We start from the raw sequence: 14,017 nt of genomic DNA, 5'->3' as shown, positions 1-14,017 counted from the left end.
GTGCAGGGCCGCGGCCCGAACGGTGCACCGCCGTACGGTGCGCCCGCGCAGCACGGCAGGCCGCAGGGGCCGCCGCCGCGGCGCGTCCCGCCCCGTCCCGTGGAGGACGACCGCCCGACGGACGTCGTCGCACCCGTCGTCGACACGGGTGAGGACCGCCCCGAGGACCGCCCCGAGGGCACTGTCGACCCGCAGCTGCGGGTGGACCTCGACGCCGTCCCCGGCAGGCACCGCCGCCGCGCGGGCGCGTCCCCGCAGGGACGGCCCGCGGGCGAGTACGTGGCCAAGCGCGCCCCCGGCACCAAGAAGCCCAAGTCCGGGCGCAGGCGCCGCTCCACGTTCTGGAAGGAACTGCCGATCCTGGTCGGGGTCGCGCTGGTCCTCACGATCGTCATCCAGGCCTTCGTCGCCAAGGTGTACGTGATCCCGTCGGGCTCGATGGAGACCACGCTGCACGGCTGCACCGGCTGCAACAACGACCGGGTGCTCGTCGACAAGGTCACCTACCGCTTCACCGACCCCGCCCCGGGGGACGTGGTGGTGTTCCGCGGGCCGGACTCCTGGGTCAACACCGAGTTCCAGGTGGACGAGCCGTCGAGCACGGTCGGGGAGATCGTGCAGCAGTTCCTCTCGCTGATCGGGCTCGCCCCGCCGGACGAGAAGGACTTCGTCAAGCGGGTCATCGCCGTCGGCGGGCAGACCGTGGCGTGCTGCGACTCCCGCAACCGCGTGATGGTGAACGACCAGCCGCTGGACGAGCCCTACATCTACTATCTGCCCGCCGCGGGCCCCGCCCGGCAGATCCCGTTCGGGCCGATCACGGTGCCCCAGGGCGAGCTGTGGGTGATGGGGGACAGCCGCAACAACTCGTCGGACTCCCGGATCGACGGGCACGGGCCCATCCCGGTGGAGAACGTGATCGGCAAGGCTCGGATGAAGGTGCTGCCCGTCAGCCGCTTCGGGTTCATCGACGACACCGACCCGCAGACCTCGGCCCTGCAGAACTCGGCACTGCCGCTGGGCCTCGGGCTGGTCGGCGTCCTGCCGTTCATGCTGGTCAGGCGGCGAATGCTCGACCGCGAGGAGGACGAGTTCCTGCCGCACCCGACCCGTTCCCGGCGCCGGTCGTAGGTGGTCGCACCGACACGGCGGCGGCCGCGCCGGAGGCGTCCCGCCCAGCTCCTCCCGCCCGAGTGGCGCCCCACCCGGGCGACCGTGCGCGCGTCCGCCGGGATGTGGACGCTGCAGAGCACCCTGCAGCGCCACGGGCTCGGCCCGGTCGCCGGGGTGGACGAGGCCGGCCGCGGCGCCTGCGCGGGCCCGCTCGTCGTGGCCGCCTGCGTGCTGCGGCCCGGGGACGCCCGGCGCCTGGAGGGACTCACCGACTCCAAGCTGCTCGGCCCCGCCCTGCGCGAGGAGTTCTACTACCGCATCCTGCGCCGGGCCGAGGACCACGCGGTGGTCGTCATCCCGCCCGCCGAGGTGGACCGGCGCGGGGTGCACATCGCCAACATCGAGGGGATGCGACGCGCGGTCGCCGGGCTGAGCAACCCGCCGGGCTACGTCCTCACCGACGGCTTCCCGGTCCGCGGCTTCGGCAGGCCCACGCTCGCCGTGCCCAAGGGCGACCTGACGGCGGCGTGCGTCGCGGCGGCGTCCGTGCTGGCCAAGGTCACGCGAGACCGGTTGATGGTCGGCCTCGACGCGCAGTACCCGGAGTACGGCTTCGCGATCCACAAGGGCTACAACACCCCGCTGCACGAGGAGGCGCTCGCCGGGCACGGGCCCAGCCCGGAGCACCGGTTCTCGTTCGTGAACGTGGCGGCGGCGGCCGGGGTCGGGCGGTCGGGCGGGGTGGTCCAGAATGGGTTCCCGGACGGGGACACCGAGGTAGGGGGAGAGCAGTCGTGAGCGCCGAGGATCTCGAGAAGTACGAGACCGAGATGGAGCTCACGCTCTACAAGGAGTACCGCGACATCGTGTCGCAGTTCTCGTTCGTGGTGGAGACCGAGCGCCGCTTCTACCTGGCGAACTCCGTGGACGTGGCGCCGCGCAACAGCGACGGCGAGGTCTACTTCGAGGTCCGGATGTCGGACGCCTGGGTGTGGGACATGTACCGGCCCGCCCGGTTCGTCAAGAACGTGCGGGTGCTGACGTTCAAGGACGTCAACATCGAGGAGCTCGACAAGCCCGACCTGCGCCTGCCGGAGAACGACCGCTTCTAGCCCGGGGCACTGAGGCACGAGGCACTGGGGCACTAGCACGAGGCCCCGACGGAACCGGCCCGCCGAGGCGGCGGAACCGGAGTTGTCCACCGGAATCGGGGCCTGTGGAGCAGATTCCCGGTTTCGCTCCACAGGCCTTGCGCGCCGGTCATCGTGTCGGCATGGCAGCGAAGGACGAACTGGGCCGCCGCGGTGAGGACGCCGCGGTCGAGTACCTGCAGAGCAGGGGACTGACCGTGCTGGACCGCAACTGGCGGTGCCGGGACGGCGAGATCGACGTGGTGGCGAGCGAGCCCGGCAGGCTCGTGGTCTGCGAGATCAAGACCCGGTCGGGCACCCGGTACGGGGAGCCCGCCGAGGCCGTCACACCGCTGAAGGCGAACCGGATCAGGGCGGTCACCCGCGCCTGGCTGGCCGCCCACACCACCGACTGGTGCCCCGTCCGGTTCGACGTGGTGGCGGTGCTCATGCGCCCCGGCGGCCCGGTCACGCTCCAGCACTTCCAGGACGCGTTCTGATGGGGCTCGCACGCGGGTGGTCCGTGGCCCTGCGCGGGGTCGAGGGGGTGCCCGTGGAGATCGAGGCGCTCGTCGGCGGCGGCATCCCGGGGGTGCAGATCGTCGGGTTGGCGGACACGGCGCTGCAGGAGTCCGTGCACCGGATGCGCTCGGCGGTCGTCAACTCCGGCCAGGACTGGCCCGGGGTGCGGATCCTGCTCGCGCTCTCCCCGGCCACCCTGCGCAAGTCCGGCTCGCGGTTCGATCTCGCCCTGGCGGTGTGCGTGCTGGCGGGCGCAGGCGTGGTCGATGCGGGCCGGCTCGCCGGGATCGCGCTGCTCGGTGAGCTCGCGCTCGACGGTCGGGTCCGCCCGGTCCGCGGCATCCTGCCGTGTGTGCTCGCCGCCCGGGAGGCGGGGCTGCGTCGCGTGGTCGTCCCGGCGGCGACCCTGCCGGAGGCGGCGCTGGTGGAGGACGTGGAGGTGTTCGGCGCGAGCACGCTGGACGAGGTCGTCGGCTGGTTCGCCGGGGAACAGCAGCTCGAGCGGCCAGGGAGCCCGCCGCCCACGCCGCCCTCGAGGTTCCCCGAGCTGGCGGACGTGGTCGGCCAGGAGGACGCGCGGCGGGCGCTCGAGGTGGCCGCCGCAGGCGGGCACCACCTGCTGCTGCTCGGTCCGCCCGGCACCGGCAAGACCATGCTCGCCCGGCGGATCGTCGGGTTGCTGCCGGAGCTGGAACGCGACCAGGCGCTCCAGCTCGCCTCGATCCGCTCGGTGGTGGGCGAGCTGCCCAGCGACCCGCTGGAGCTCGTCGCGCCGTTCGTGGCACCGCACCACTCGTCGACGATGGCGGCCCTGCTCGGCGGCGGCTCCGGCACGGCCCGCCCCGGCGCGGTCTCGATGGCCCACCGCGGCGTGCTCTTCCTGGACGAGTGCACCGAGTTCCAACCGCACGTCCTGGAGTCCCTGCGCACGCCGCTCGAGGAACGGGAGGTGCGGATCTCCCGGGCGGAGGCCACCGCCATCTACCCGGCCCACTTCCAGCTGGTCGCCGCCGCGAACCCGTGTCCGTGTGCGCCGGTCCGGGACCGGGACTGCGTGTGCAAGTCCGTGGACCGGCGGCGCTACCTCGCCCGGTTGTCCGGCCCGCTGCTGGACCGGGTCGACATCCAAGCGCGGATGCTGCCGGTCATCGACCTGGGTGGGGAGGACACGGGTGAGGACACCGCGACCGTGCGGGCCCGCGTCCTGGAGGCCCGGGCGGCCGCCGCGGAGCGGTGGTCGGCGCACGGGTGGCGCACGAACGCCGAGGTGCCCGGCCCCGAGCTGCGGCGGCGCTTCGGCCTCCCGCGCTCGGTGGTACGGCCCCTGGAGGAGCGGATGCGGGCGGGTGAACTGTCCGCACGTGGCGCAGATCGAGCGTTGCGGGTCGCGTGGACCTTGAGCGACTTGGCGGGCACGAGCTCGCCGGACCGGGACGCGGTCGACGGGGCGCTCTACTTCCGCGAGCGGAGTGCGGCGTGAGCGGGCTCGCGACCGGCGCGGCGGCCCCGCGGTCGGCGGCGGTCGCCGAGGAGGTCCTGCGGGCCCGCGCCTACCTGCTGCGGGTGGCCGAGCCGCCCGCCCCGCACACCGGGCGGTTCGTCGAGGCGGTCGGCGCGGTCGAGGCGGCCGCCGCGATCCGGCGCGGAGACGTCTCGCGGGAGGTCGCGGGGGAGACCTCGGGCCGCCGGGCGGCCGACCGGGCCGACCAGGACCTCGCCGCGGCGCGGGCCGTCCAGGCCCGGCTGCTCTGTCCCGAGGACCCGGCCTGGCCGCACTGGCCGTTCACGAGCTTCGCCCTCGCGCAGAGCGAGGACCTCGTGCCGCCCCTCGCCCTGTGGGTACGGGGCGTGGGCGACCTCGCCGAGCTGTGCGGCCGCGCCGTCGCCGTGGTGGGTGCCCGGGCGGCGACCGGGTACGGCACCCACACCGCGGCGGAGCTGGGCGCCGGGTTGGCCGCGGCGGGGCAGACCGTGGTGTCCGGGGCGGCGCTCGGGATCGACGGCGCCGCGCACCGTGGTGCGCTCGCGGCGGGCGGCCCGACCGTGGCCGTGCTCGCCTGCGGGGTCGACCGCCCCTACCCGGACTCGCACACCGGTCTGCTGGGCCGCATCGCGGCGGCCGGGCTGGTGGTGTCCGAGTACCCGCCGGGGGCGGTCCCGGCCCGGCACCGGTTCCTCGTACGGAACCGGCTGATCGCCGCGCTGTGTGCGGGCACCGTCGTCGTCGAGGCCGCCCGGCGCAGCGGCGCCCGGCGCACCGCGAGCGACGCACAGCGGCTGGGGACCGTGCTCATGGCGGTCCCGGGGCCGGTCAGCTCGGCGCTCTCGGCGGGCTGTCACGAGCTGATCCGGTCGGGGGCCCTGCTCGTCACCCGGGCCGAGGAGGTCACCGAGGCGACGGGCAGGCTGGGGATCGAGCTCGCGCAGGAACCGGACGGGCCGCAGCGCCCGACGGACGTGCTCGATGCCGGCCAGGCCCGCGTGCACGACGCGTTGCCCCCGCGGGCCGCCCGCACGGTCGCCTGGCTCGCGGACGAGGCCGGGTTGACCCCCGACCAGGTCCGCTCCGCGCTGACCGGGCTCGAGCGCCGGGGGATGGCCCGGTTCCAGGACGGTCGGTGGCAGCGCCGGACCCCGGGGGAGGGTGCCTCGTGAGGCCACGGCGTGGCACGTTGACGGCGGCCGCAGGGACCCGCACCGTCTGGGGATGGCCGCCGCGCGCACTCCCGCCCCTGGCCCCGACGGCCCGGACTCCGACGGTCCCGCCGCCCCCGGGCTCGGCCCGGAGGTCGAGTCGGCGATCGAGCGGTTCGCGCGGTACCTGGAGCTGGAACGCGGCCGGTCGCGCCACACGGTCCGCGCCTACCGGTCGGATCTGGCCGCGATGCTGGCCGGGCTCGGCGGTCTCGCCGATCTGGACCTCGCGCACCTGCGGCGCAGGCTGGGGGAGGCCCACCGGGCGGGGGCCGCGCGGTCCACGCTGGCCCGGCGCGCGGCCGCGGTGCGGACCTTCACCGCCTGGGCGGTGCGCGCGGGCCTGCTCGCCACCGACCCGGGCGCGCGGCTGAGCTCACCGCCCGCCAAGCCCGCCCTCCCGGAGGTGGTGCGCGCGGACCAGGCCGCCGCGGTCCTGGACGCCGCCGTGTCCGGGGCCGCCGAGGAGGACCCGGAGGCGTTGCGGGACCTGGCCCTGCTCGAAGTCCTCTACGCGACCGGCATCCGGGTCGGCGAGGCGTGCGGACTCGACCTGGACTCCGTCGACGACTCCCAGCGGACCCTGCGCGTCCTGGGGAAGGGGAACCGGGAGCGGACCGTCGTGTTCGGCGTGCCCGCGGCGCGGGCGCTGGACCGCTGGCGGGCCGTGGGGCGGCCCGTCCTGGCGGGCCCGCACTCGCCGCCCGCGCTGTTCCTCGGGGTGCGCGGCGGGCGCATCGACCCGCGCGTCGCGCGCACCGTGGTGCATCGCGCCATGACGGCGGTGCCGGGCGCACCGGACATCGGCCCGCACGGCTTCCGGCACGCGGCCGCCACCCATCTGCTCCACGGCGGCGCCGACCTTCGTTACGTACAGGAGTTGCTCGGTCACGCTACGCTGTCAACGACTCAGCTCTACACGCACGTGACAGTCGACCGTCTGAAGGTGGTCCATGACCAGGCTCATCCCCGGGCATGATGCTCCCGACGTCGAGTCTGCGCAGCTCACGGGCCGATCGACGAGCGGCGCGGCCGCACTGGCGCACAGCCTGGTCCGGGCCCTGGAGGCCCCGCACGAACCGTTCGCCGTCGTGCGCAGGGTGTCACTGCGTGCAGTCGCGGCGGAGACCGGGGCAGACGCTGCTCCGAGCGGGCGCCACCACGACCTGACGGGCGCCGCACCCGCCGGCGACACGCCCGAGCTGGCCGCCGTTCGCCCGATCGGGCACCCCTCGTCGCCGAACGGCACCTCCACCGAGGAGGAGGGGGACGGTGCGGTCGCGGAGGTGCTGGACCTGCCGGTCTCGCCCGCGGCGCTGCCGTCCGCCACCGGGACCACGGCCGCCGGCGCCGACACCGCGGCCGAGATCACCGCGGGCCTCTGGGGGGACTTCCGGGCGACCCGGGCGCGGGCGGCCCGGGATCGGATCGTCCTCCACTACCGCGGCCTGGTCCGCGGGGTCGCCGGGAAGATGGCCGGCGGGCTGCCGAGCCACGTCGACGTCGCCGATCTCGTCCAGGTCGGCATGTTCGGGCTGATCGACGCCGTCGAGCGGTTCGACCCGGCCCGCGAGGTGCGGTTCGAGAGCTACGCCGCCCAGCGGATCCGCGGCGCGATGCTCGACGAGCTGCGCGCGCAGGACTGGGTGCCGCGCAGCGCCCGGGCCCGGCGTCGCGAGGTGGAGCGGACCCGGGAGCGGCTGGAGGGGGCGCGCGGGCGCAGCGTCGCCGACGACGAGGTCGCCGCCGAGCTGCGGATCGGGCTGCGCGAGCTGCGCAGCGCGCTGCAGCACCGTCAGCTGGTCAGTGTGGAGGCGCTCGAGGCCGGGATCCCGGGGCCGGTGACGATGGCCGACCTGCTCCCGGACGACGAGGCACCCGATCCCGTCGCGGTGGCCGAGCATGCCGAGACCGTCCGGGAGCTCGTCGGTGCCGTGCGGGCGCTCGGCGAGCGGGACCGCCAGGTCGTGCGGCTCTACTACCTGGAGAACCGGACCCTCGCCGAGATCGGCAGGCTGCTCGGGGTCACCGAGTCGCGGGTCTGTCAGCTGCACGCGCGCCTGGTCACGCGGCTGCGCACCCGGCTCATGGAGACGGTCGCGGGCTGACGCACGGCTCCGACTCACGGCAGCTTCCGACTCACGGCAGCGGTAGCAGACGGACGTACCGCGGCCGGAGCAGGACCAACGGGTCGAGGTAGTCCGCCGCCGAGCCCGACCCGCGACGCAGGCCCCAGTGCAGGCACGCGGCCACGGGACAGCCCGCGTGCCCGGGCTCGAGGGTGCCGATCGGGTCCCCGAGCCCGACCCGCACCCCCACGGCGACGGTCGCGGCCACCGGCTCGTACGTGGTGCGCAACCCGTCCGGGTGCAGCACGGACACCACGCCGCGGCCCGCGACGGGCCCGGCGAACACCACCTCGCCCGCCCGCGCGGCCAGCACCGCCTGACCGGGCGCGGCGGCCAGGTCGGCGCCGCGGTGTCCGCGCCCGTAGCGGAACGGCGGCTCCTCGAACCGTCGCGCGACCGCCGGGGCGGGGCGCAGCGGCCAGCCGTACTCGCCGGTCGGCGCGCGTTCGGCTCCGTTCCCCCCGCCCCCTACCCCCAGCCCACCCTCCACCTCCTCCACCTCGGCCGGCGGGAGGGGCGCCGCCGCCGCGACACCCCCGCCCGCACCGCTGATCGCGAGGGCCCCGACCAGGCCCGCCGCCGCCATCCGTCGCCCCCAGCGCATGGGCCGAGGATGCCGGGACGGGGAGGGGGGCGGGAGAATCCGTCCACAGGTGGCCGAATCGGTGGACAACCGCCGGTCACGAGGGTGGTCCCGGGTGAGCCGGTCAGGGGGCCCGGCGTACACTCGGAACCGCACCTCGAGAGATCGAGGTGACTTCGCGCGCTCGCGCGCCCCGCAGCACGATCGCCGCAGCGGGGCCCGGTGACCGGGCGGTCCCGAATCCACGTCCGGCAGGGCGGGGGAGCGGGTTCCGGGAACCGGCGCGGCGCCAGGGCGGGGCCTTCACCGGAGGACCCGCGAGAACCGCCACGCGCGGGGTGGAGTCTCATCCCGCGCCCTACCGAGAGGTGCACACCGGCCATGGCCGTCGTCACCATGAAGCAGCTGCTCGACAGCGGCGTGCACTTCGGGCACCAGACCCGTCGCTGGAACCCGAAGATGAAGCGCTACATCCTGACCGAGCGCAACGGCATCTACATCATCGACCTGCAGCAGACGCTGTCGTACATCGACCGTGCGTACGAGTTCGTCAAGGAGACCGTCGCGCACGGCGGAACGATCATGTTCGTCGGCACGAAGAAGCAGGCGCAGGAGGCCATCGCCGAGGAGGCGGGCCGGGTCAACATGCCGTACGTGAACCAGCGCTGGCTGGGCGGCATGCTGACCAACTTCCAGACCGTGCACAAGCGCCTCCAGCGCCTCAAGGAGCTGGAGTCGATGGAGCAGACGGGGGGCTTCGAGGGTCGCACCAAGAAGGAGATCCTCATGCTCACCCGCGAGAAGGACAAGCTCGAGAAGACCCTCGGCGGTATTCGCGACATGTCCAAGGTGCCCAGCGCGGTCTGGATCGTGGACACCAAGAAGGAGCACATCGCCGTCGGCGAGGCCCGGAAGCTCAACATCCCGGTCGTCTCCATCCTGGACACCAACTGCGACCCGGACGAGGTCGACTTCCCGATCCCGGGCAACGACGACGCGATCCGTTCCGCGGCGCTGCTCACCAAGGTGATCGCGAAGGCGGCGGCGGACGGTCTCCTCGCCCGCTCGGGCGGCAACCGCAACGACTCCGCGGGCGCGGCGGGCAACGGCTCCGAGCCGCTCGCCGAGTGGGAGCAGGAGCTCCTCGCGGGCGGGTCGGACGGCGCGAGCCTGCCGGCAGGCGAGGCCGCCCCGGCGGCCCCGGCGGCCCCGGCGTCGACCGACAGCGCGACCCCCGAGCCCGCGGCCGCCGCTCCGGCGTCCACGAGCAACGGCACCCAGCAGACCGCAGGCTGATCCGCTCCCCGCGGCCGAGCGCATCCCGCTCGGCCGCGGGGACCGGTCCCCGGCCCGCGAACTCCACCGCGAAGGACGAGAAAGCACCGAGATGGCGAACTACACCGCCGCCGACGTCAAGCGGCTCCGTGAGCTCACCGGCTCCGGGATGATGGACTGCAAGAAGGCGCTCGAGGAGTCGGACGGCGACCTCGAGAAGGCCACCGAGCTGCTCCGCATCAAGGGCGCGAAGGACGTGGGCAAGCGCGCCGAGCGCGCCACGTCGAACGGCCTGGTCGTCGCCGAGGGCGGCACCATGGTCGAGCTGAACTGCGAGACCGACTTCGTCGCCAAGAGCGAGGACTTCGTCACCCTCGCCACCAAGATCCTCGGCGTGGCCGTGGACCAGAAGCCCGCGGACGTCGAGGCCCTGGCCAAGGCCCCGCTCGACGGTGGCACCGTGGCGGACGCGATCCAGGCCCTCTCGGCCCGCATCGGCGAGAAGCTCGAGCTCAAGCGCTACATCCACGTCGACGGCCCGGTCGCGGTCTACCTGCACCGCCGCTCGAACGACCTCCCGCCCGCCATCGGCGCGCTCGTCGCGTACGAGGGGTCGGACGCCGAGGCCGCCCGCAACGTGGCGATGCACATCGCCGCGGCGCGCCCCCAGTTCACCACGCGTGACCAGGTTCCGGCCGAGGTCGTGGAGAACGAGAAGCGCATCGCCGAGGCGACCGCCCGCGAGGAGGGCAAGCCCGAGAAGATCCTGGACCGGATCGTCGAGGGCCGGATCACCGGCTTCTACAAGGACGTCGTCCTGCTGGAGCAGGCGTCGGTCCTGGACTCGAAGAAGACCGTCAAGAACCTGGTCGACGAGGCCGGGCTGACCGTCAAGGACTTCGTCCGCTTCGAGGTCGGCCAGTCCTGATGACCGAGGGGATCGACGTCGAGGACCACGGCCCCCGGACGGGCTTTCGCCGCGTGCTGCTCAAGCTCGGCGGCGAGATGTTCGGCGGGGGCGGGCTCGGCGTCGATCCCAAGGTCGTGGAGACCGTGTCGCGGCAGATCGCCGAGGTCGTCGCGAGCGGTGCCCAGATCGCCGTCGTCATCGGCGGCGGCAACTTCTTCCGCGGCAGCGAGCTGCAGCAGCGCGGGATGGACCGCTCCCGCGCGGACTACATGGGCATGCTCGCCACCGTGATGAACTGCCTCGCGCTGCAGGACTTCCTGGAGCGCGAGCACCACCTCGACACCCGCGTGCAGACCGCGATCACCATGGGCCAGGTCGCGGAGGCCTACATCCCGCGGCGGGCCATCCGGCACCTCGAGAAGGGCCGGGTCGTGATCTTCGGGGCCGGTGTCGGCATGCCGTTCTTCTCCACCGACACCGCGGGCGCCCAGCGCGCGCTGGAGATCGGGTGCGAGGCGTTGTTGCTGGCCAAGGGCGTCGACGGGGTCTACACCGCGGACCCGAAGACGGACCCGACGGCCGAGATGTACACCGAGATCACGCACCGCGAGGTGCTGGAGCGCGGGCTCAAGGTCGCGGACGCCACGGCGTTCAGCCTCTGCATGGACAACAAGATGCCGATCATCGTGTTCAACCTGCTGACCGAGGGCAACATCGCCAGGGCGGTGCGTGGTGAGAGGATCGGCACGCTGGTCAGCACGACCGAGAACTGAGTACGAGCCAGGGAGCAGCCCCGTGATCGACGAAACCCTCTTCGACGCCGAGGAGAAGATGGAGAAGGCCGTCGACGTGGCCAAGGACGATCTGGCGAGCGTGCGCACCGGTCGGGCCACCCCGGCGATGTTCTCGCGGGTGGTGATCGACTACTACGGCGCCTACACCCCGCTCAACCAGCTGGCCTCGGTGACGATCCCCGAGGCGCGGATGGCCGTGATCAAGCCGTACGACGCGAGCTCGCTCAAGACCATCGAGACCGCCATCCGCAACTCCGATCTCGGCCTCAACCCGAGCAACGACGGTCAGATCATCCGGTGCGTCATCCCGCAGCTCTCCGAGGAGCGCCGCCGCGAGATGGTCAAGGTCGCCCGCAGCAAGGGCGAGGAGGCCCGCGTCACCATCCGCAGCCTGCGCCGCAAGGCGATGGACGAGCTCCACCGCATCGTCAAGGAGGGCGAGGCGGGCGAGGACGAGGTCGGGCGCGCCGAGAAGGAGCTGCAGGGCACCACCGACAAGTACGTCGCCCAGGTCGACGAGCTCGTCAAGAACAAGGAAGCCGAGCTCCTCGAGGTCTGAATGACCACCTCCCACGGCGCAGACAAGGACAGCCCGCCCCCGGTCACCACGGACCTGCCCGGGTCGGGGCTGCCGGGTGTGCCGTCGAAGTCGTCGCGGTCGGCGCGGCTCGGCCGCAACCTGATCGCCGCGATCGCCGTCGGCGTCACGATGGGGGCGGTCATCCTCGCCTCGCTGCTGATCCAGCGGCAGGCGTTCGTCATCGTGCTCGCGGTGGCCGTGGCCGTGGCCACCTGGGAGCTCCCCGGTGCGCTCCGACACAGCGCGCAGGCCATCATCGTGCCGCTCCCGGTGCTGCTCGTGGGCGGGCAGGCGATGGTGTGGCTGGCCTGGCCGTTCGGGCTCACCGGCTCGGCCATCGCGTTCGCGGTGACCGTGCTGGTCTCGCTGCTCTGGCGGATGTTCGCGGCGGGTTCGGCGACGAATCCGGCGTCCGGCTTCGTGCGGGACGTGGGCGCGGGCGTGTTCACCGCCGCCTACGTCCCGTTCTTCGTCTCGTTCGCCGTGCTGCTGGTGCTGCCGGAGGACGGCGTCGGGCGGGTCCTCACGTTCATGATCTGCGTCGTGGCGTCGGACGTCGGCGGGTACGCCGCGGGCGTCCTCGCAGGCAGGCACCCGATGGCCCCGCGGATCAGCCCGAAGAAGTCCTGGGAGGGCTTCGGCGGCTCGCTGGTCGCCGGCATGGTCGCGGGCGCGCTGTCGGTCCACCTGCTGCTGGCGGGCGTGTGGTGGCAGGGCGCGATCCTCGGCGCCGTCCTCGTCATCACCGCGACGCTCGGCGACCTCACCGAGTCCATGATCAAGCGGGACCTCGGGATCAAGGACATGGGCAACCTGCTGCCCGGCCACGGCGGCCTGATGGACCGGATGGACTCGATGCTCCCGGCCGCGTTCGTGTCCTGGGCGCTGCTGAGCGCCTTCGTCCCCGTCTGAGGCTCGGTCGTCGTGCACTACAAGGGCTTCGGGGGCCAGACCAAGAGCGGGCCGGCGATCCCGAGCCCGAACATCTGGCACTGGCCGGAGGTCTACCAGCGGGAGAACGAGGCGCAGGACGCGGACGGTGTCCTGTGGTCCGCGCTCGCCGAGGCCGCGCCGTGGGCCGGGCGGGACGTCGTCGACGTCGGCTGCGGTGACGGGTTCCACCTGCCGCGCTTCGCGGAGTCGGCCCGCTCGGTGGTCGGCGTCGAGCCGCACCCGCCGCTGGTGGCCCGCGCGCAGGCCCGGGGCCTCGACGTCCGGCGCGGGGGAGCGGAGGCGCTGCCACTGCCGGACGCGTCCGCGGACCTCGTCCACGCCCGCACCGCCTACTTCTTCGGCGCGGGCTGCGAACCGGGGCTCGCCGAGGCCGACCGGGTGCTGCGGCCCGGCGGCATCCTCGCGATCATCGACCTGGACTTCACGGTGGGGCCGTACGGGGAGTGGCTGCGCGCCGACCTCCCCCGGTACGACGCGGCCGCCGTCGAACGCTTCTTCGCCCGGCAGGGCTTCGACCAGCGTCGCGTCACCAGTACGTGGCGTTTCCCGGACCGCGACACCCTCGAGGCGGTCCTGCGCATCGAGTTCGCCCCGGCCACCGCGGCGCGGGCGATCGCCCGGACGACGGGGCTGACCATCCCGGTGGGCTACCGCCTGCACACCCGCCGCACGCCGGCGGGTCTCATCCTCTGACGGCCTGCCCGTCGGACGCTCCGGTGGCGCGGGTGTACTGCTCGAGGACCGCGGTCAGGAGCAGACGGTCCGTGCGGGTCGCCGCCGGGTCGAGGCAGGTCTGGAAGCGCGCGCCCTCGACGAGGGCGAGCACCGCCCGCGCCAGCTCCTCCGGCCCCACCGTGAGGCTGCGGCCCGCCCGCCCGGCGGCGTGGGCGATCAGCTCACCCACCCGTCGCCGCAGGTCGGCGCGGTGCTCGGCGACCTGCTCCGCCACGGCGGGGTGGCGCAACGCGTGCAGGGCGAGCTCGGTCTGCAGGACCTGCCACCGGCGGTCGGCCAGGTGGGCCCGCACGATCTCGCCCACGAAGGCCGTGAGGTCCTCGACCGGGGCGGGCTCGATCTGCTCCAGCGCGGCGCCGAGCCCGGCCACCACCGCCGCGTGCCGCTGCGCGACGAGGGCGAGCAGCAGCTCGTCGAGCGAGGAGAAGTTCGAGTAGAACGCCCCGCGGGTGAACCCCGCCGCCTCGCAGACCTGCTCCACGCTCGTGGCCCCGAACCCGCGCTCGACGAACACCTCCGCCGCGGCCTCCAGCAGCCGTGCTCGCGTGTCCGCCCGTCGCCTGGTCGCCATTGTGACCTCCTGAACAGTGACGATACA

The 14,017-nt window shown here is 73.9% G+C and carries 16 protein-coding genes; 14 read left to right on the top strand and 2 right to left on the bottom strand.

Annotation, left to right across the window (positions count from 1 at the left end):
* The first annotated feature begins 99 nt into the window (after positions 1-99).
* The 8 genes from lepB (at position 100) to L3X23_RS15375 (ending at position 7,567) form a co-directional block, all read left to right on the top strand.
* Positions 100-1,131 carry a signal peptidase I gene (gene lepB, locus L3X23_RS15410; protein ID WP_374204989.1) on the top strand — a complete coding sequence of 344 codons (1,032 nt, stop codon included), beginning with the start codon at positions 100-102 and terminating at the stop codon, positions 1,129-1,131.
* A gap of 84 nt (positions 1,132-1,215) precedes the next feature.
* Complete coding sequence (locus tag L3X23_RS15405; RefSeq protein WP_308116905.1) at positions 1,216-1,911, top strand: ribonuclease HII; 696 nt, start codon at positions 1,216-1,218, stop codon at positions 1,909-1,911.
* Positions 1,908-2,225: a DUF2469 domain-containing protein gene (locus L3X23_RS15400; RefSeq protein ID WP_093079553.1), complete on the top strand. Its 318-nt coding sequence runs from the start codon at positions 1,908-1,910 to the stop codon at positions 2,223-2,225. The genes L3X23_RS15405 and L3X23_RS15400 overlap by 4 nt, the downstream gene beginning before the upstream one ends.
* Before the next feature lie 161 nt (positions 2,226-2,386).
* Entirely contained in the window at positions 2,387-2,743 is a 357-nt protein-coding gene (locus L3X23_RS15395; RefSeq protein ID WP_093079549.1) for a YraN family protein, read from the top strand.
* Positions 2,743-4,245 (top strand): YifB family Mg chelatase-like AAA ATPase, encoded by a 1,503-nt coding sequence (locus tag L3X23_RS15390; RefSeq protein WP_237192861.1) that lies wholly within the window; start codon positions 2,743-2,745, stop codon positions 4,243-4,245. The genes L3X23_RS15395 and L3X23_RS15390 overlap by 1 nt, the downstream gene beginning before the upstream one ends.
* The gene (gene dprA, locus L3X23_RS15385) at positions 4,242-5,420 is read left to right on the top strand and encodes a DNA-processing protein DprA (RefSeq protein WP_237192860.1); all 1,179 of its coding nucleotides are present in this window, start codon (positions 4,242-4,244) and stop codon (positions 5,418-5,420) included. Before L3X23_RS15390 ends, dprA begins: the two co-directional genes overlap by 4 nt.
* Positions 5,421-5,472: 52 nt before the next feature.
* Positions 5,473-6,438, top strand: a complete 966-nt coding sequence (locus tag L3X23_RS15380) for a tyrosine recombinase XerC (RefSeq protein ID WP_237192859.1) — start codon at positions 5,473-5,475, stop codon at positions 6,436-6,438.
* Positions 6,413-7,567: a FliA/WhiG family RNA polymerase sigma factor gene (locus L3X23_RS15375; protein WP_237192858.1), complete on the top strand. Its 1,155-nt coding sequence runs from the start codon at positions 6,413-6,415 to the stop codon at positions 7,565-7,567. Before L3X23_RS15380 ends, L3X23_RS15375 begins: the two co-directional genes overlap by 26 nt.
* 31 nt (positions 7,568-7,598) lie before the next feature.
* On the opposite strand, the gene L3X23_RS15370 is transcribed toward L3X23_RS15375, so the two are convergent.
* The gene (locus L3X23_RS15370; RefSeq protein ID WP_237192857.1) at positions 7,599-8,192 is read right to left on the bottom strand and encodes a murein hydrolase activator EnvC; all 594 of its coding nucleotides are present in this window, start codon (positions 8,190-8,192) and stop codon (positions 7,599-7,601) included.
* A 360-nt stretch (positions 8,193-8,552) separates the two neighbouring features.
* On the opposite strand from L3X23_RS15370, the gene rpsB reads away from it, so the two are divergent.
* The 6 genes from rpsB (at position 8,553) to L3X23_RS15340 (ending at position 13,377) form a co-directional block, all read left to right on the top strand.
* Positions 8,553-9,467, top strand: a complete 915-nt coding sequence (rpsB, locus tag L3X23_RS15365; RefSeq protein WP_237192856.1) for a 30S ribosomal protein S2 — start codon at positions 8,553-8,555, stop codon at positions 9,465-9,467.
* A 91-nt stretch (positions 9,468-9,558) separates the two neighbouring features.
* Positions 9,559-10,374: a translation elongation factor Ts gene (tsf, locus tag L3X23_RS15360; protein WP_093079517.1), complete on the top strand. Its 816-nt coding sequence runs from the start codon at positions 9,559-9,561 to the stop codon at positions 10,372-10,374.
* Positions 10,374-11,129, top strand: a complete 756-nt coding sequence (pyrH, locus tag L3X23_RS15355) for a UMP kinase (protein ID WP_237192855.1) — start codon at positions 10,374-10,376, stop codon at positions 11,127-11,129. The genes tsf and pyrH overlap by 1 nt, the downstream gene beginning before the upstream one ends.
* Positions 11,130-11,151: 22 nt before the next feature.
* Complete coding sequence (gene frr / locus L3X23_RS15350) at positions 11,152-11,709, top strand: ribosome recycling factor (protein ID WP_093079507.1); 558 nt, start codon at positions 11,152-11,154, stop codon at positions 11,707-11,709.
* The gene (locus L3X23_RS15345; protein ID WP_237192854.1) at positions 11,710-12,642 is read left to right on the top strand and encodes a phosphatidate cytidylyltransferase; all 933 of its coding nucleotides are present in this window, start codon (positions 11,710-11,712) and stop codon (positions 12,640-12,642) included. It abuts the gene before it with no gap.
* Positions 12,643-12,654: 12 nt separating this feature from the next.
* Positions 12,655-13,377, top strand: a complete 723-nt coding sequence (locus L3X23_RS15340; RefSeq protein ID WP_237192853.1) for a class I SAM-dependent methyltransferase — start codon at positions 12,655-12,657, stop codon at positions 13,375-13,377.
* On the opposite strand, the gene L3X23_RS15335 is transcribed toward L3X23_RS15340, so the two are convergent.
* Positions 13,367-13,990: a TetR/AcrR family transcriptional regulator gene (locus L3X23_RS15335; protein WP_237192852.1), complete on the bottom strand. Its 624-nt coding sequence runs from the start codon at positions 13,988-13,990 to the stop codon at positions 13,367-13,369. The two genes, L3X23_RS15340 and L3X23_RS15335, sit on opposite strands and share 11 nt — an antisense overlap.
* Between the last annotated feature and the right edge of the window lie 27 nt (positions 13,991-14,017).

It is taken from the genome of Pseudonocardia sp. WMMC193 (genome assembly GCF_021728735.1).
In the GTDB taxonomy this organism is placed as follows: Bacteria; Actinomycetota; Actinomycetes; order Mycobacteriales; family Pseudonocardiaceae; genus Pseudonocardia; species Pseudonocardia oroxyli.
The sequence above is the reverse complement of the archived record's forward strand: the minus strand, read 5'-3'. Positions and strand labels throughout refer to the sequence as shown.

Bases quoted from the DNA above. Each gene is read 5' to 3' on its own strand.
- tsf (WP_093079517.1), top strand. From the start codon at position 9,559: ATGGCGAACTACACCGCCGCCGACGTCAAGCGGCTCCGTGAGCTCACC.
- pyrH (WP_237192855.1), top strand. From the start codon at position 10,374: ATGACCGAGGGGATCGACGTCGAGGACCACGGCCCCCGGACGGGCTTT.
- L3X23_RS15370 (WP_237192857.1), bottom strand. From the start codon at position 8,192: ATGCGCTGGGGGCGACGGATGGCGGCGGCGGGCCTGGTCGGGGCCCTC.
- L3X23_RS15395 (WP_093079549.1), top strand. From the start codon at position 2,387: ATGGCAGCGAAGGACGAACTGGGCCGCCGCGGTGAGGACGCCGCGGTC.
- L3X23_RS15390 (WP_237192861.1), top strand. From the start codon at position 2,743: ATGGGGCTCGCACGCGGGTGGTCCGTGGCCCTGCGCGGGGTCGAGGGG.
- rpsB (WP_237192856.1), top strand. From the start codon at position 8,553: ATGGCCGTCGTCACCATGAAGCAGCTGCTCGACAGCGGCGTGCACTTC.
- L3X23_RS15375 (WP_237192858.1), top strand. From the start codon at position 6,413: ATGACCAGGCTCATCCCCGGGCATGATGCTCCCGACGTCGAGTCTGCG.
- L3X23_RS15380 (WP_237192859.1), top strand. From the start codon at position 5,473: ATGGCCGCCGCGCGCACTCCCGCCCCTGGCCCCGACGGCCCGGACTCC.
- L3X23_RS15335 (WP_237192852.1), bottom strand. From the start codon at position 13,990: ATGGCGACCAGGCGACGGGCGGACACGCGAGCACGGCTGCTGGAGGCC.
- L3X23_RS15345 (WP_237192854.1), top strand. From the start codon at position 11,710: ATGACCACCTCCCACGGCGCAGACAAGGACAGCCCGCCCCCGGTCACC.